Raw genomic sequence first — 14422 nt, forward strand, 5'->3', positions numbered from 1 at the left:
GCAAAAGTGCTAAACCATAAAAAGTGAAACGAAGCGTTTCTTTGGGATCGGAGAGAACTGCGTCATATACTCAAACGCCTCCTCCACGTCCCCGTCAGTATATCCAGCTATTTGCTCAATTAGCTCGTATAGCTCCTCATCATCAAGTGAATCAAAGCTACCGCGATTTTCTAAAACTTCAAGCAAAACAGCGTCTAATTCTAACTCGTCGTATGTCATAAACGTCCTTTTGTGCTTTAAAAAATTGCGAAACTATACCAAAAGAACCTTATATTATGCTTTATTTAAGTTTTTTGTGATAGAATTGCCAACGTTTGTTTTATCAAAATGATATACAAAATGATAAAAAGATAGGGAATTTTTAATGAGTATAACACCAGAAATTTTAATAAAGATTATCTCTTATTTTACACCAATTAGCCACACAGAAGGCAGATTAAGAGTGCGTGTAAGCCCCAAAATCAGGGAGCTTTCAGGCGAAGTTGAGCTAAATAATATTGATAATTTAATATCAAAAATAAATGGGATAAAAAGCGTAAAATTTAATAAAATAATAGGTTCGGTTACGATACAATACGATAATTTGATTTTTAAAAAATCTGAGTGGGACGAGCTTTTAGCTGGTAAAAACTTAGAAATTTTAAGCCAAAAAATAAACGATATTTCAAAGGATATTTTATGAAAGAGAGCCTAGAAATCGCATATATTGCCGAAGTTAGTGGCATTAAAATGTATGAAAATTTAAGCAGTTATTCTGAAATTTTTACTCAAATATGCCAAATTAGAAAAAATGGCTTAACGCTTTTAGAAAATTTCGCAAAAGCAAACGAAATTGAGCTAAAAATCGGCGATGATTTGCCTAGTTTTTATCCAAAAAATTTAGATGACGCACTAATTTTTGCGATAAATTACGAAAATTCACTCTGCTACACTTACGAAAATTTAACCGATGAGCTAAAAAACGATGAGCTAAAAGATATCATTTTTAGACTTTGGGCGACTTCAAATAACGAATATATCGTGGCTTTAAAGGAGCAGTTAAAGTCGTGTTTATCGCAAGAAAGCACTACAAATTTTATAGAAAAAAGCCAAAAAGATTTTGCTAATATCACACAAAATTTACAAGATATAATCTCTGGCAAAGCCGATAAAAACGCAATCTCAAACGTCCTAAATCATCCGCAGTTTTCGTTTTTTTCTGGACTTGCCTTGGGTGCTTTTGGTGCTAGTTTGATAGCTAAAAATTTAGAGGACAAAAATGAAAAATAATACAAATTTCAAAGGAGCAAATATGTTACCATTTATCGCAGGTATCGCAGCTGGCGCGTTAGCTGTAGTTGCGTGGAGTAAAAAAGATGAGCTAAAAGATTTAGCGACAAATAGCCTAAATCGCGGCAAAGAGTTAGCACTTAGCGGACTTGATGAGCTAAAAGGCACTAGAAAAAGACGCACTAGAAAAAGTGAGCCAAAAGAGGCTGTGGTGGCTAAAAAACCTAGAAAAAAACGTGCCGTAAAAAAGGTAGTTACGCCAGAGATTGAGGGCTAAAAATGCAGACAAGTTTAACTAAATTTTCAACCACAAGATTACCAGCAGATCACCTTTTAAGCGGTGCATTGCTTGGTGGCATTACGACACTTGGATATGATTTATCGCAAAATTTAGAAACGACGCAAATTGTAAAAAATGTCGTTAAAAACGCAATTTCAGGCGGTATCGCAACAGCAAGCGTGATAAATGCCTCAAATTCACTAGTGCAAGGACGCTACGCAAACGCCGCTATTAGCGTTGCTGTGGGCATTGCTGGTGTCTATTTAGCACAAAAAATCATCAAATAAGGATAGTAATGAAAAATCCATACATAAATCAACAAAATCAGCCAAGCGCGGTAGATAACGCAATAAACGAAGTGGCACAAAATTTGCCTTTCGTGCCTGAGAATTTTAACGCTGCTGGGTTTGTCAAAGGTGCTCTAATCGGTGCTGTCGCTGCCTACGTGCTAAGCAATCCAAAGGCACAAGAGAGCTTATTTAAAGCCATAATTAAAGGCTCAAATTTAATAAACGCTGGCATTGAAGAGCTAAAAGAGCGTTTTGAAGATGTTAAGGCTGAGCTTGAAGCACAAAAATAGCGTTAAAATTTTGCACCAAACGCCAAATCGTGTGCGTTTTGGCGTGGCAGAAATTTCAGATTTAAGCGACATTAGCCACATTGAAGCAAGTATTAGCGAATTTAGCGGTGTAAATAGCGTTAGGGTTAATAAATCCGCAAAAAGTATCATCATTACTCACGATACAAATGCTGATAAAATCGTAAAATTCATTGAGAATTTAGAGCTAAAAACAAAGCCAAAAACGCACGGCATTAGCAAAGCTGAAATTTACAAATCAGCCCTTACGCTAGTCGCCTCGCCCCTTGTTTCAAACCAAAAAGCCAAAATGGCACTTAGCCTTTATGCTGGATTTAATCTGCTAAAAGATGGCGTTTTGGAGCTAAAAAACGATGGGCTAACCTCAAAGGTGCTTGAAGCTATGGCTGTTGGCGTAAGCATTGCTAGAAGCGATTTTACAGCGGCAAATAGCACGAATTTAATGCTAAGCCTTGGCGAGTATATGGAGGAGAGTGCCGTTCATAGAAGCGATGATTTGATTAAAGAGTTAGCCAAGCCAAACATTGAAGAGGTCTGGGTTGAGATAAATCAAAATGGGGAGAAAATTTTAAACAGAGTTAAAACAGCAACCCTTAAAAAAGGCGATATCGTAGTGGTCGGAGCTGGCGAAAATATCGGCGTTGATGGCTATATTGTTGAGGGCGAGGCAAGTGTAAATCAAGTTTCAATGACTGGCGAGGCTGAGCCGGTTATAAAACAGCGTGGTGACAGGGTCATAAGCGGGACGATTGTAGAAGAGGGCAGGATTAAAATTTGGTCTGAAAATGTCGGTGCTGATACGGCAACAGCAAGGATAAAAGAGTATATCCAAAGCTCTTTAAACGAAAAGTCAAGCATCGGCTTAAAGGCTACAAAACTAGCCGATAGCCTAGTGCCAGTCACGCTCTCGCTAGCTGGTGTTAGCTACGTGATAAATAAAAATATGGATAGCGTGGCGTCCGTTTTACAGGCTGATTACTCGTGTGCTTTAAAATTAGCCACGCCGGTGGCTTTTAAATCAAGCATTTCAAAGGCTGGGCGAAATGGAATTTTAATCAAAGGTGCAAAGGCGATTGAAGCCCTAAATAACGCTGATACTTTTGTTTTTGATAAGACCGGCACACTTACAAAAGGGCAGTTAAGCGTGGTTGAAATTTACTCATTTAAAGATGATATGAGCCAAAATGACTTGCTAAATTTAACCGCAAGTGCCGAAGAGCATTACTTTCATCCAGTAGCAGAAGCGATAGTTGATGCAGCCAGAAAGCGTGGATTTGATCACATTCATCACGATGAAGTTGAGTTTATCGTAGCTCACGGCGTAAAAACCTCAATGAACGGCAAAGAGGTCGTCATCGGCTCTCGCCACTTTTTAGAAGATGACGAGATGATTGACTTCTCCTTGCACGAGCAAACTATCAGCAAAGCCCTAAACAGCGGACTTACGTTACTTTATATCGGCTATGACAGGGAGCTTGTTGGCGTGATTGCTATGAAAGATGAGATGAGAGAAAACGCCAAAGATATGCTAAATCGGCTTAGAAATTTAGGCGTAAAAGAGCTTGTTATGCTTAGTGGCGATATTAAAGAAAAAGCTGAGCAGGTCGCAGCGGAGCTTGGGATTGATAAGGTCTTTGCTAATTGTCTGCCTACCGATAAATCACGCATCATTGAGGAGCTTAAAGCAAATGGTGCAAACGTGGCATTTGTCGGAGATGGCATAAATGACGCTCCAAGCCTTACAAAGGCAAATGTCGGCATTAGTATGCATAAAGGTGCTGATATTGCAAAGGCTACGGCTGATATTAGTCTGCTTAAAGATGACATTATGAGTGTGGCTGTGGCAAAGGAGATGGCGGTTAAGACAATGAAACTGATTGATACGAATTTTAAAGCGACCGTTGGCATAAACTCAGCCATATTAGGTGCTGCCACGCTTGGGTTTTTAAACCCTATCGCAACGGCTGTGCTTCACAATGGCACGACAATTTGGCTACTTTTAAACTCAATGAAAGGCATCAAAATTGAAAAGTAAATTAAGTGGCAAACTCTTTGATATACCAACTCACAGACAGGTGGCAAAGGCTGGTATGACCGCTTCACTTGCGGTTTTGACAATCACTGCTTTTAATATGAAAAATAGGGCTTTTAAAAGGGCTCACATAGTCGCTGGTGTCGCTATGGTGGCGTTTAGTGTGTATCACGCCGGGCTTTATGATAATGGAATTTTTAAGAAATTCTTGCAAAAACAAGCCCAAAAGGCAAGGCTAAAAAGTGATAATTAGCGATGATGTGGGGCTAATTGATCTTACGACAGAGCTTTTGGGCGATGATTTTAACCTACAAACGCCAAGCATTTTGAGAATTTTCACACGAGAAAATATCGTTTTTAGTGGCGAAAATTTCATAAAAGATATAGCTAGGCGTTTGGAGTGTGAGGTCTTAAAACTTGGCAAAAATGGGCAAAATTTTAGCCAAAATAGCGAAATTTGTCTTTTAAAAGGTAGCTTTTTAAATATCCACAAGGCGTGGAAGGTGTCACAAATTTTGCTTGAATACTCGGTTAAAATCTCAACCTACACAAATCAAATGGCACAAAAATCAAAGCCGTAAATAAAAACTGCATCCTAGCCACGACAAGAAAACACCACCCCTTTGCAAAAGAGCTCTGCGTAAAAGCCGTAATAGCAGGCGGTGGGACTATCCACAGGCTAGGGCTTTTTGATAGTGTTTTGTTTTTTAAAAATCACACAATTGTTTATGAAAATTTTGCAAAGTTTTGCGAGAAAATCCCAGTTTTTAAAGCCAAAATGCCAGAGAAAAAGATTATGGTGGAGTGTGAGGGTTTGGATGAATTTTACGAGCTTTTAAAGCACTGCCCAGATGTCGTAGTTTGCGATAAATTCACGCCATTAATGATAGATGAGTGCCTAAAAATTCGCAACGATAGCTTTAAAAATTTAATCATCGCCGCCGCTGGTGGCATTAGCCTAAAAAACTGCGATGAGTTTGCAAAAAGCGACATTATCATCACGTCAGCACCATACACACAAGGTGTTTGTGATTTAGGCTCAAAGATAGAATTTGCATAAAATTTTACTAAATATTTTAAGTATTATTTTATGAGATATTTTACATAAAATTTTACTAAAAATCGTAAATTCCATTGTCTTAGCGACATAAATTCCTATTTAAAACTGCCACAATTACAAATTTTAAAAGCGATAAATTTACTAAAAATCGCCGACTTTTGCCATACCGGCCTCAACCAAAAAGCAACTTGGCTGGTAATTTACCTTTTTTAGCTTGTCAAATTTTGCGTAGCTTAAATAAAGCTCGTCCTTTGCTCTTGTTACAGCGACATAAAAGAGCCGTCTCTCCTCTTCAAGACTACCACCCATTGACATTAGCTTTAAATTTGGGAAGCGATTTTGTGCTAAATCCACGACAAAAACCTGCGAAAATTCAAGTCCCTTACTTGCGTGCACGCTTAAAAGGCTAATCCCCTCTCCCTCGCTCATCTCGTTGCTACCAAGCGTTAAAAAATTATAAAATTTATGCGTATCTGAGTAGTTTTTACTCATATTTACAAGCATTAAAGCCTTTCTTTCAATGCGTTCTGTCGCCTCATTTTTAAGCGAAATATCCACGTTGCCACTTTTTAGAGTTGCCCTTTTTGTGGCTAGATTATCAACAATCAGGCTAAAAATTTTGCTATTTTTTATCTCATCTACCATTTGACTTGGGCGGTTTATGTGCTTTAAATTTGCCATTAAATTATAAATTTCATACAAAAACAAAGCCCCATTTTCGCTTAACTTCTCCTTTTTTAGTATCGGATGAGCTAGAAAATTCTGGCTAAATCCAAGCGTTTTAAACCTAGTAACTTCGCTAAAATCGTCAAAATCATCAAAAAGCCCAAGCTGGTAATTTTGCCTTTTTACACCCTTGATATTCACGCTCTCATCAGGCGATAAAAGCCCCTTTATGATATCGCCGTGCCCAAGCTTTAAAAGTGCGTCAAAAATCTCCTTGCTCATCGCGGCCCCAACGCCTTTTGCATATTCGCAAACGTGAATAAACGCCATAATATCCTTTGGATTTACATAAATTCCAAGCAAGTCAATCATCGCCTTAATCTCTCGGCTCTCAAAAAAACTAACGCCACCCTTTCGTTTTGAGGCGATACCACGCTCACGAAGTGCTACTTCTAGCCCGTCAGCCGATGAGTTGTTACGAAAGATTATGGCGATATTTTCTCTATTAAATGGCGAAAGCGAGATGATATCAGCGATATTTGCATATTGGTCAAAAAGCTCGTTATACACAAGCAGGGTCGGGTTTTTAAACTTGCCTTCACGGCTTACGATTAGGTTTTTTGGATAAAGGCGTGGGTTGTTTGCTATGACCTTATTTGCTAGGGCTAGGATTTGTCCGCTTGAACGATAATTTACATTTAGTGCGTAAATTCTAGCGTCCTTAAATCTATCCTTAAACGAGCCGATAATCTCAATATTTGCACCATTAAACGCATAAATGCTCTGGTCAAAATCGCCTACGCAAAATAGACTTTTTGTGCTAAAAGCGTCTATTAGCGAGCCTTGAAGCGTGTTTGTATCTTGATACTCATCAATTAAAATTTCATCAAATTTCACATCAGCACCGCCCTTTAACGCCTCTCTCATCTTGATTAAAAGGTCGTTAAAATCAGCATATCCAAACTGGCTTTTTTGCTCCTCAAACTCCTTTAAAACATCCTCGTAAATTTCAGCATAAATGGCTTGTTCTTCATTTCTAGCACAAAAATATTCGTAAAAATTCTCATTAACCGCACTATTTTGATAGAGTGAATAGACGTCATAAAGGTAAGCCCCACCATAAGGTTTAAGGTCGCTTAAATGGTGGAATTTTCGCCTATCAATTAGGCTTTTAAGCAGAGTTTTTAGCTCACTTGGCTGTTTTAGCGTGATATTTATGCCAAGCTTTTTAAGTAGCATATATGAAACAGCGTGAAAGGTCCCAGCCGTGATATTTTGCGTGATTTTTTTATCAAAAAAGCGGTTTAGTCGCTCTATCATCTCGCTAGCGGCTTTGTTTGTAAATGTAAGAAGCAAAATTTTATCAGGGCTCGTGCCTAAATTTAATAAATGCGCTATCCTTGCAACAATCGTGCTAGTTTTACCAGTGCCAGCACTAGCGATGACTAGGCTGTGTCCGGCTGGGGCAGTTGCTGCGGTGTATTGCTCTTTATTTAGCTTTGAAAGTGGCATAAAAACTCCTAAAAAATCGCAGATTATATCAAAATAATTTTTAGTGTATAATTAGAAAATTTTTTTGAAAGCTGACTTTTGAAACGCAAAATTTTTATATTTTTTATGCTAATTTTTAGCTCATTTTTTATCGCTGACTTTTTTTATCCGCTTGATTTAAACGCCTTAAAACCGGCACAAAGTCCGATTTTATACGATAAAAACGGCGAGATTATGACGATTAGATTAAATGAAAATGGCGATTTTATGATTTATGCAAAAAATGTGCCTGAAATTTTAAAAAAAAGCGTTTTATACTTTGAAGACCGCTATTTTTATTATCATTTTGGCGTAAATCCGCTCTCAATTTTTAGGGCGTTTTTTCATAATTTAACGCACGAAAATCGCATTGGTGCCTCAACAATCACAATGCAGGTTGCACGAATGATTAGCAAAAATGAGCGAACTTATGCGAATAAATTTATTGAAATTTTTAGGGCTTTACAGCTTGAAATGCATTTTAGCAAAGATGAAATTTTAAACATTTACTTTAATTTAGCACCCTATGGTGGTAACCTTTCTGGCGTGGCAAGTGCGGCTAAATTTTATTTTAATAAGGATTTGGATAAATTAAGCTACTCGCAAATGGCACTTTTAGCCACAATACCAAAAAATCCAAACAAAAATCGCCTTGATAAAAATGGCGATACAGCCCTAAAAAACAGCGTTTTAAAAAGGCTCTATCAGGCAAAAATAATAGATTTTAACACCTATAAACGCTCAAAAAATGAGCCGTTTGTTAAACAGCGTTTAAACGCAATTTACAATGCACCAGAATTTTCAAAAATCGCCATAAAAAATGGGATAAAAAATAGCCAATACGAGCTTGAAATTCACAAAAATTTACTAAATTTATTAAGAGTAAAAATGCGTGAGCTAAACGACAAAAAGGCGTTTAATGCTGCTGGTGTGGTTATTGATAATAAAACAATGCAGGTTATTAGCTTTATTGGCTCACACGACCAAAATGCAAAGGACGGCAAAAACTCAGCCCTAAAAATGAAACGAAATGTCGGTAGCACCTTAAAGCCGTTTATCTATGCTTTGGCGTTAGAAAATGGGCTAATTACGCCACGAAAAAAGCTAGTAGATACTCAAATTTATATCGGTAATTATGCCCCACAAAACTATATAGGGCAGTTTTATGGTGTTTTAAGGGCTAGTGATGCCTTAGCGTTTAGCCTAAATATCCCGTTTGTAGCGTTAAATGAAAAATTAGGGCAAAACTCGCTTTATGAGCTTTTAAAAAAGGCAAATTTAGTGGATAAAAATGCCGATTTTTACGGAGCTAGCATAGCACTTGGCAGCGCTGAGATTAGCCTTTTAAACCTAGCTCATCTTTATACTATTTTTGCAAATAATGGCGTTTTAAAACCACTAAAAATGGCAGGGGATTTTGTAAATAATCAAACGGACGAGATTGCTTTGCTAACGCCACAAAGTGCCTATTTAACGGCAAAAGCTCTCTCAAACGCAACTCGTGCAAATCTAAAAAATGCGTGGGAATTTGCAAAAAATTCGCCAAAAATCGCCTTTAAAACCGGCACGAGTTATGGTAGCAGGGATTTATACGCCATTGGTGTAAATCAAAACTACACAATAGCTGTCTGGGTGGGTAATTTTAACGCTTTAAAAACTGAGAGTTTAACCGGGCTAAACGATGTTTCAAGTGTCGTTTTTGAGATGTTTAAACTGCTCTCGTTTAGTAAAAAAATGGAGTTTTTTACCCAGCCAAATGGTATTAGTTATCAAAAAACCTGCGTTGATGAGTTTGTATTTAATGAGTGTAAAAGCTATGAAAACGATGAGCAAATTTTAGGAGTAAGTCCCATAAATTCGTGCGAAAGTATAAGGGGCGAGGAGCTTGATTTTATGCTTAAAAATGCGATCATCACCCAAGATGATGTGGCAAAAAGTCCGTGCGATTTTAAAAATAAAAAGCCATTAATTGCAAGTCCAGCACAAAATTCACAAATCCAAACCGATACAAACCAGAGCAAAATTATGATAAAATGCTACTCGTTTTTTGGCAAAAATATCCACGTAAAAATCAACGATGAGCCTTATTTTAACGCTACAAGTGGCGATGAAATTTTAAAAATTTTACCGCTTGGAGAGCATTTAGTTAGCTGTCTTGATGAGGGCTCAAATTTTAGCCAAGTAGATTTTAAAATAAGGAGATAGCTTGAAAAAACTGCTTTTTTTAGCCCTTTTAGCACTAAATTTAAACGCCGTTGAGATAGATAAAATCTCAAAGGTTGATAATGCAAATTTTATAATCGGATTTTCTGATGAGCTAAATGCTAGTTTTGTTGATACTAATTTAAAAATTAAGGGCATAAATTTTAAAACTGAGCCGTTAAAAAATGGCGATTTTTTGCTAAATTTTGATAAAAACAGCTCAAATCCACTTTTTGTAATCGGCGATTTTAAACTAAAATACAAGGAGAATTTTAACAACAAAAAAGCCGTTTTTGATGAAAAAGCCTACCAAAAAGCAAAGACAATAACCCTAAACAGCCCAGAATTTAAAGCCCTTGATGACGGAGTTTTGGCGTTTAGACTATATTTGCCAAGCTATCTTAATGATGATTTAAAGCAGTTTGTAAAAATTTCAAACATAAATCGTTTTAGTATCTCAAATGTAAATTACGAATACGACAAAACTAGCGAAATTTACAGGTCTTATGTGGATATTTCTAGCGATGAGTTTAAGCCAAATAGCGAATATGAGATTGCGATTTTAAAGGGCTTTGGCGATAGCTATAATGTCGTAAGAGAGCCTTTAAATTTTAGGGTAAAAACGGGCGATTACGCCCCATTTGTGGCGTTTATTGATGATAAGCCATATCTTTCAAATGTTGGCGAGATAGGCATAAAAAGCACGAATTTAAACAAAGTAGAAATTTTTGTAGATAAGCTAAGCGAGCAAAATTACCGCTATTTTTTAAATTTAGACAATGAAAGCCTGCAAACCCTAGTAACAAGAGTAGCACAAAAAAGCTACGATGTGGGTGGCGTTAAAAACGAGATAAAAGAGCAGGGCATTAGGCTAAATTTAGGCACAAATAACGATGGCGTATATCTAATCACGGCTAGTTTTAATGACAAAAACGTTACAAAAGCGGTCTATTTAAGCGACATTGCAATAAACGCAAAGGTGGCAAGGGACGAGATTTTCATCTTTGCAAACAGACTTAGTCAAAATGTGATGCTTGGTGGTGCAAATGTGAAAATTTACAATGACAAAAACGAGCTAATCGCAAATGGTGCTACAAACGATGAGGGCGTTTTTAATTTTAGCCAAAAAGGGCTTTACAAGTCGGTAAAATCAGTCGTTGTAAGTCTTGCAAATGAGCAAAATTTTCTCATTTTAAACGAAGATGAGAGGCTAAACGAGGATGCATTTTACGAAAATGGCAGTAAAAATCCTAGCACCTTTATCTACTTTGCAAGCGCTCTAATCCGCCCAAATGAGCCGATAAAAGGTGTGATTTATCTAAGAGATGATGAGTTTTTAGCGGTTAAAAATATGCCAGTTAAGCTGGTTTTTAAAGACCCAAGGGGCAAAATTTTAAGTCAAATTAACAAAAACACAGATGATTTGGGGATTTTAGATTTTAATGTGGATTTAAATAGCGATTTAAGCGGTGCTTTTTTGCTTGAAGTGGTTTTTGAAAGTAGGGTGATAAAGTCGGAGAAATTTCAAGTTGAAAGCTTTGTGCCAGCTCGTTTAAAAAACGATATAAGCCTTAAAAAAACGAGCTTTACGCTTGATGAAAGCATAAAAGCAAAGCTAAGCAGTAGCTATCTTTTTGGAGTGCCTGCAAGTGGATTTAATGCCGATGTTGAGCTTATGCTTTTTGATAACGAATACAAAGATGAGCGGTATAAAGGCTATAAATTTATAAATGAAACAATCCCAAATTTAAACATAAATAGTAGCTTAGAAAGTATTGTGCTTGATGAGAATGGCACGGCTATGATGAGCTATGATTTAGATATTAAAAACGAGATAAAAAGTGTTATTAAGGGTGTCATCAGACTTGATATTAACGATGATGGCAAAATGGTAAGCGGGTCAAAATCCTTTGAAATTTTACCTTTTGATACGCTTGTTGGCGTTAGGGCAAGTAGCGATTTTATCGCACCAAACGATGAGATTAAGATAAGCTCTGTCGTGCTTAATGCAAAGAGTAAAGCACCACAAAATACACTTTTAAAATTTGAGATAAAACAGCTAAAATGGGACTATTTAAGGGAGTTTTCACACTCAAATTACGAGTTAAAGTGGTTTAAAAGCTATGAAAAAATTGATGAGTTTTACAAAAAAGATGAGCCGTTTTCATATAAATTTAGCAAAAGTGGCGAGTATGTAATAATCGCAACCGACATAAAAAGCGGTGCAAGTGCCAGTTTTGGCGTGAGTGTGAGCGGTTTTGATAGCTCAACCCTAAGTCCGCTAAAAGAGCAAAGTCGCATAAATATCAAATTAAATGCAAACGCATATCAAAAAGGCGATGAGATAAGTGCCGATATAAGCTCAATGATAAAAGAGGGTTTGGGGCTTATCACGCTTGAAGCAAACGGTGTTAGGGCGTATAAGTTAGTGCAGATTAAAAACTACTCGGCAAACGTGAAATTTAAGCTTGATTTTGACTTTTTTGGCGGATATATCGGTGCAAATATCTATCAAAACGCCACTTTTAGCCCAGCTCGTGCATATTCTAAAATTTATGTAAATCCAAAATTTGAAGCCAGAAAGATAAATGTAGAGTTAATAAATAGTAAAACAGCAAAGAGCAACGAGAGCTTTAAAATAGATATAAAAACCGAGCCAAATGCCGATATTTCGCTATTTGTCGTAGATATTGGTGTGCTAAATATCATAAATCAAAAAAGCCCAAATCCGCTTGCAATTTTTAACAAAAAGTTAAATGACGGCGTGTTTGATTACGATATTTATTCAAAGCTAACTGGCATTAAAAAATACAGCTCTGTGCTAAATTTTGGCGGCGATATGCTTATGGCGATGATTTTAAAGCACGAAAGCCCAGTTGATGATAAAAATGCGCTAAATTTCATAAATCAAATAAGGCTAAAAGCCGATAACAACGGCACGGCGACCTTTATGCTAAAAATTCCAAACGCATTTAATTCAGCCCTTAGAATTGACGCTATTGCCTCAAATGAGCGTGGTTTTGGCGTGGCAAGTAGCGAGGTGGCAGTAAAAGATGACGTGGTAATAAAGCCAACAAAGCTACTTTATCTACTAAAAGATGATGAAGTAAAAACAAAGCTAAGGCTGATAAACACGACCCAAAACGATAAAAATGTAAGCCTTGAAATTTCATCAAGCGAGCTTATAAAGACCGATTTAGCAGATTTAAATATCAGCCTAAAACCGTTTGAAAATAGGCTCTTAGACCTTAAAATTTTAGCCAAAAATAGTGGCAAAGCGGAGCTAAAAATAGTGGCAAAAACAGATGATTATAGCTATCTTAACGCCCTAAATTTTGATATTTTAAGCCCATATCCAAAAAGCACTTACGCAAAGAGCATAACGCTAAAATCGCCACTAAACATAAAGCTACCAAATGGCTATGAGAGCGTTAAAATTGATGCTTCAAATTCGCCAAAATCACTGCTTGATTCTGCATTAAATGAGCTTATCTCATACCCTTATGGTTGCGTTGAGCAACGCTCATCAAGGCTTTTTGCTATGCTTTATCTAAATCCACAAAATAAAGATGAGATAGCTGATAAAGAGCGATTTTTAGGGCTTGGCGTAGATGAAATTTCAAAAATGCAAAAGCAAAACGGCACGTTTGGCTACTGGGATGAGTTCTCAAATGTCAATGAATTTGCAAGCATTTATGCCACTCATCTGCTCTTAACGCTAAATGATAACGGCTATAAAATTTCAAATGTAGTTAAAAATCGCGCCCTAAATGCCCTAAAAAACACAAATTACGAAAGCCAGTTAAACGAGCTTTATGCACTCTATCTTTTAAGCCTTTATAACAGAGCCGAGCCTTCGTTAATAAATAGCATTTACGAGCGAAAAATTTATGAAAATAGCCTTTTAAAGAGTTATTTAATGGCTAGCTCGCTTAAAATTTCTGGGCTTGATGAGGAGGTAAAAGCGGTGCTAAAATCGGCAAAAAATATCAAAAATGAGAGTTATGATAGCCGTGATTTTGGCTCGGCGTTAAGAGATATGGCGTTTGTATTGTTTTTACACGCAAAACACTTTAAAAAAGATAGCTTTTCTGATGAGCTAGCTAGCCAGATAATTAAGAGCGTAAATAGCGTTAATTCAACACAAGAGCGTGCGTTTATGATAATGGCAATTAGCGAGTATTTTAAGAACACTTCGCAAAATGCCGAGTTTAAAATCCAAAATGGCACCGAAATTTTAACGACAAAAAATTTCACGCCAAAAAACGGCGAGTTTAAGATAATCCCAAGTGGCGAAATTTTCATTAACATTAGCTCAATCGCAAACGCACCACTAAAAATTAAACACCAAAAAGAGCCAAAACCGCTTGATATTTACCGCTCTTTTGTTGATAAAAACGGCAAAGAAATAAGCATAAATGCCCTAAAAAACGGCGATTTAATCTACTCAAAAATTTCACTTAGTGCGAAAAATCACATTGAAGTTGGAGTTATAAATGAGATGATTAGTCCGTGTTTTGAAGCGGTAAATGAAGATATTGTCGGCTTAAAACGCACCGAAGCGGTAAAAAATAGCGTAAATTTAAGCTATAAAACGATAAAAGATGATAGGGTTTTAAGCTTTTTTGACTTAGAACAAAGTGGCGAAATTTTCACGCCTTACAGGGTGGTTTTAAGCGGCAAGTGCGTCCTACCAGCGGTAATAGCCCAAAATATGTATAACGAAGCACAAAGCGATTATGATTTAGAAGCACAAAGCTTTGTTGTAAAGTAATTTTGCCTAAA

Annotated in this window: 13 protein-coding genes; 11 read left to right on the forward strand and 2 right to left on the reverse strand. The window is 36.8% G+C overall.

Annotated features, from left to right (window positions below; genetic code table 11):
* Positions 1–9 precede the first annotated feature (9 nt).
* Positions 10–219, reverse strand: a complete 210-nt coding sequence (locus tag NYG85_RS02170) for a hypothetical protein (protein WP_284936840.1) — start codon at positions 217–219, stop codon at positions 10–12.
* Between the two features lie 145 nt (positions 220–364).
* Here NYG85_RS02170 and NYG85_RS02175 point away from each other — a divergent pair, with 145 nt between their 5' ends.
* Genes NYG85_RS02175 through NYG85_RS02215 form a run of 9 tightly spaced genes read left to right on the forward strand, consistent with a single transcriptional unit; the run spans position 365 to position 5239 of the window.
* Positions 365–682 carry an HMA2 domain-containing protein gene (locus NYG85_RS02175; protein WP_284936841.1) on the forward strand — a complete coding sequence of 106 codons (318 nt, stop codon included), beginning with the start codon at positions 365–367 and terminating at the stop codon, positions 680–682.
* Positions 679–1269: a ferritin-like domain-containing protein gene (locus tag NYG85_RS02180; RefSeq protein ID WP_284936842.1), complete on the forward strand. Its 591-nt coding sequence runs from the start codon at positions 679–681 to the stop codon at positions 1267–1269. The genes NYG85_RS02175 and NYG85_RS02180 overlap by 4 nt, the downstream gene beginning before the upstream one ends.
* Positions 1259–1546: a hypothetical protein gene (locus NYG85_RS02185; protein WP_284936843.1), complete on the forward strand. Its 288-nt coding sequence runs from the start codon at positions 1259–1261 to the stop codon at positions 1544–1546. The genes NYG85_RS02180 and NYG85_RS02185 overlap by 11 nt, the downstream gene beginning before the upstream one ends.
* A 2-nt stretch (positions 1547–1548) precedes the next feature.
* Positions 1549–1836 carry a Cys/Met metabolism pyridoxal-phosphate-dependent enzyme gene (locus NYG85_RS02190; RefSeq protein WP_284936844.1) on the forward strand — a complete coding sequence of 96 codons (288 nt, stop codon included), beginning with the start codon at positions 1549–1551 and terminating at the stop codon, positions 1834–1836.
* Between the two features lie 8 nt (positions 1837–1844).
* A complete protein-coding gene (locus NYG85_RS02195) occupies positions 1845–2129 on the forward strand; it encodes a YtxH domain-containing protein (RefSeq protein WP_284936845.1) in 285 nt (94 codons plus the stop codon).
* Entirely contained in the window at positions 2113–4182 is a 2070-nt protein-coding gene (locus NYG85_RS02200; RefSeq protein ID WP_284936846.1) for a heavy metal translocating P-type ATPase, read from the forward strand. Before NYG85_RS02195 ends, NYG85_RS02200 begins: the two co-directional genes overlap by 17 nt.
* Complete coding sequence (locus NYG85_RS02205) at positions 4172–4432, forward strand: helicase (RefSeq protein WP_284936847.1); 261 nt, start codon at positions 4172–4174, stop codon at positions 4430–4432. Before NYG85_RS02200 ends, NYG85_RS02205 begins: the two co-directional genes overlap by 11 nt.
* Entirely contained in the window at positions 4422–4760 is a 339-nt protein-coding gene (locus NYG85_RS02210; protein ID WP_284936848.1) for a beta/alpha barrel domain-containing protein, read from the forward strand. Before NYG85_RS02205 ends, NYG85_RS02210 begins: the two co-directional genes overlap by 11 nt.
* Before the next feature lie 11 nt (positions 4761–4771).
* Positions 4772–5239 carry a beta/alpha barrel domain-containing protein gene (locus NYG85_RS02215; RefSeq protein WP_284937134.1) on the forward strand — a complete coding sequence of 156 codons (468 nt, stop codon included), beginning with the start codon at positions 4772–4774 and terminating at the stop codon, positions 5237–5239.
* A gap of 141 nt (positions 5240–5380) precedes the next feature.
* Here the strand turns inward: NYG85_RS02215 and NYG85_RS02220 are convergent, their stop codons facing one another.
* Positions 5381–7417 carry an ATP-dependent helicase gene (locus NYG85_RS02220; RefSeq protein WP_284936849.1) on the reverse strand — a complete coding sequence of 679 codons (2037 nt, stop codon included), beginning with the start codon at positions 7415–7417 and terminating at the stop codon, positions 5381–5383.
* Positions 7418–7495: 78 nt separating this feature from the next.
* Between NYG85_RS02220 and pbpC the strand changes: the two genes are divergently transcribed.
* Positions 7496–9640 (forward strand): penicillin-binding protein 1C, encoded by a 2145-nt coding sequence (gene pbpC / locus NYG85_RS02225; protein ID WP_284936850.1) that lies wholly within the window; start codon positions 7496–7498, stop codon positions 9638–9640.
* Between the two features lies 1 nt (position 9641).
* Positions 9642–14411 carry an alpha-2-macroglobulin family protein gene (locus NYG85_RS02230; protein ID WP_284936851.1) on the forward strand — a complete coding sequence of 1590 codons (4770 nt, stop codon included), beginning with the start codon at positions 9642–9644 and terminating at the stop codon, positions 14409–14411.
* Positions 14412–14422 lie beyond the last annotated feature (11 nt).

The sequence above is a fragment of the Campylobacter gastrosuis genome, from assembly GCF_030249845.1.
GTDB lineage: Bacteria > Campylobacterota > Campylobacteria > Campylobacterales > Campylobacteraceae > Campylobacter_A > Campylobacter_A gastrosuis.

Coding starts and splice junctions, on each gene's coding strand:
- NYG85_RS02185 (WP_284936843.1), top strand. CDS start 1,259: ATGAAAAATAATACAAATTTCAAAGGAGCAAATATGTTACCATTTATC.
- NYG85_RS02170 (WP_284936840.1), bottom strand. CDS start 219: ATGACATACGACGAGTTAGAATTAGACGCTGTTTTGCTTGAAGTTTTA.
- NYG85_RS02190 (WP_284936844.1), top strand. CDS start 1,549: ATGCAGACAAGTTTAACTAAATTTTCAACCACAAGATTACCAGCAGAT.
- NYG85_RS02195 (WP_284936845.1), top strand. CDS start 1,845: ATGAAAAATCCATACATAAATCAACAAAATCAGCCAAGCGCGGTAGAT.
- NYG85_RS02180 (WP_284936842.1), top strand. CDS start 679: ATGAAAGAGAGCCTAGAAATCGCATATATTGCCGAAGTTAGTGGCATT.
- NYG85_RS02220 (WP_284936849.1), bottom strand. CDS start 7,417: ATGCCACTTTCAAAGCTAAATAAAGAGCAATACACCGCAGCAACTGCC.
- NYG85_RS02175 (WP_284936841.1), top strand. CDS start 365: ATGAGTATAACACCAGAAATTTTAATAAAGATTATCTCTTATTTTACA.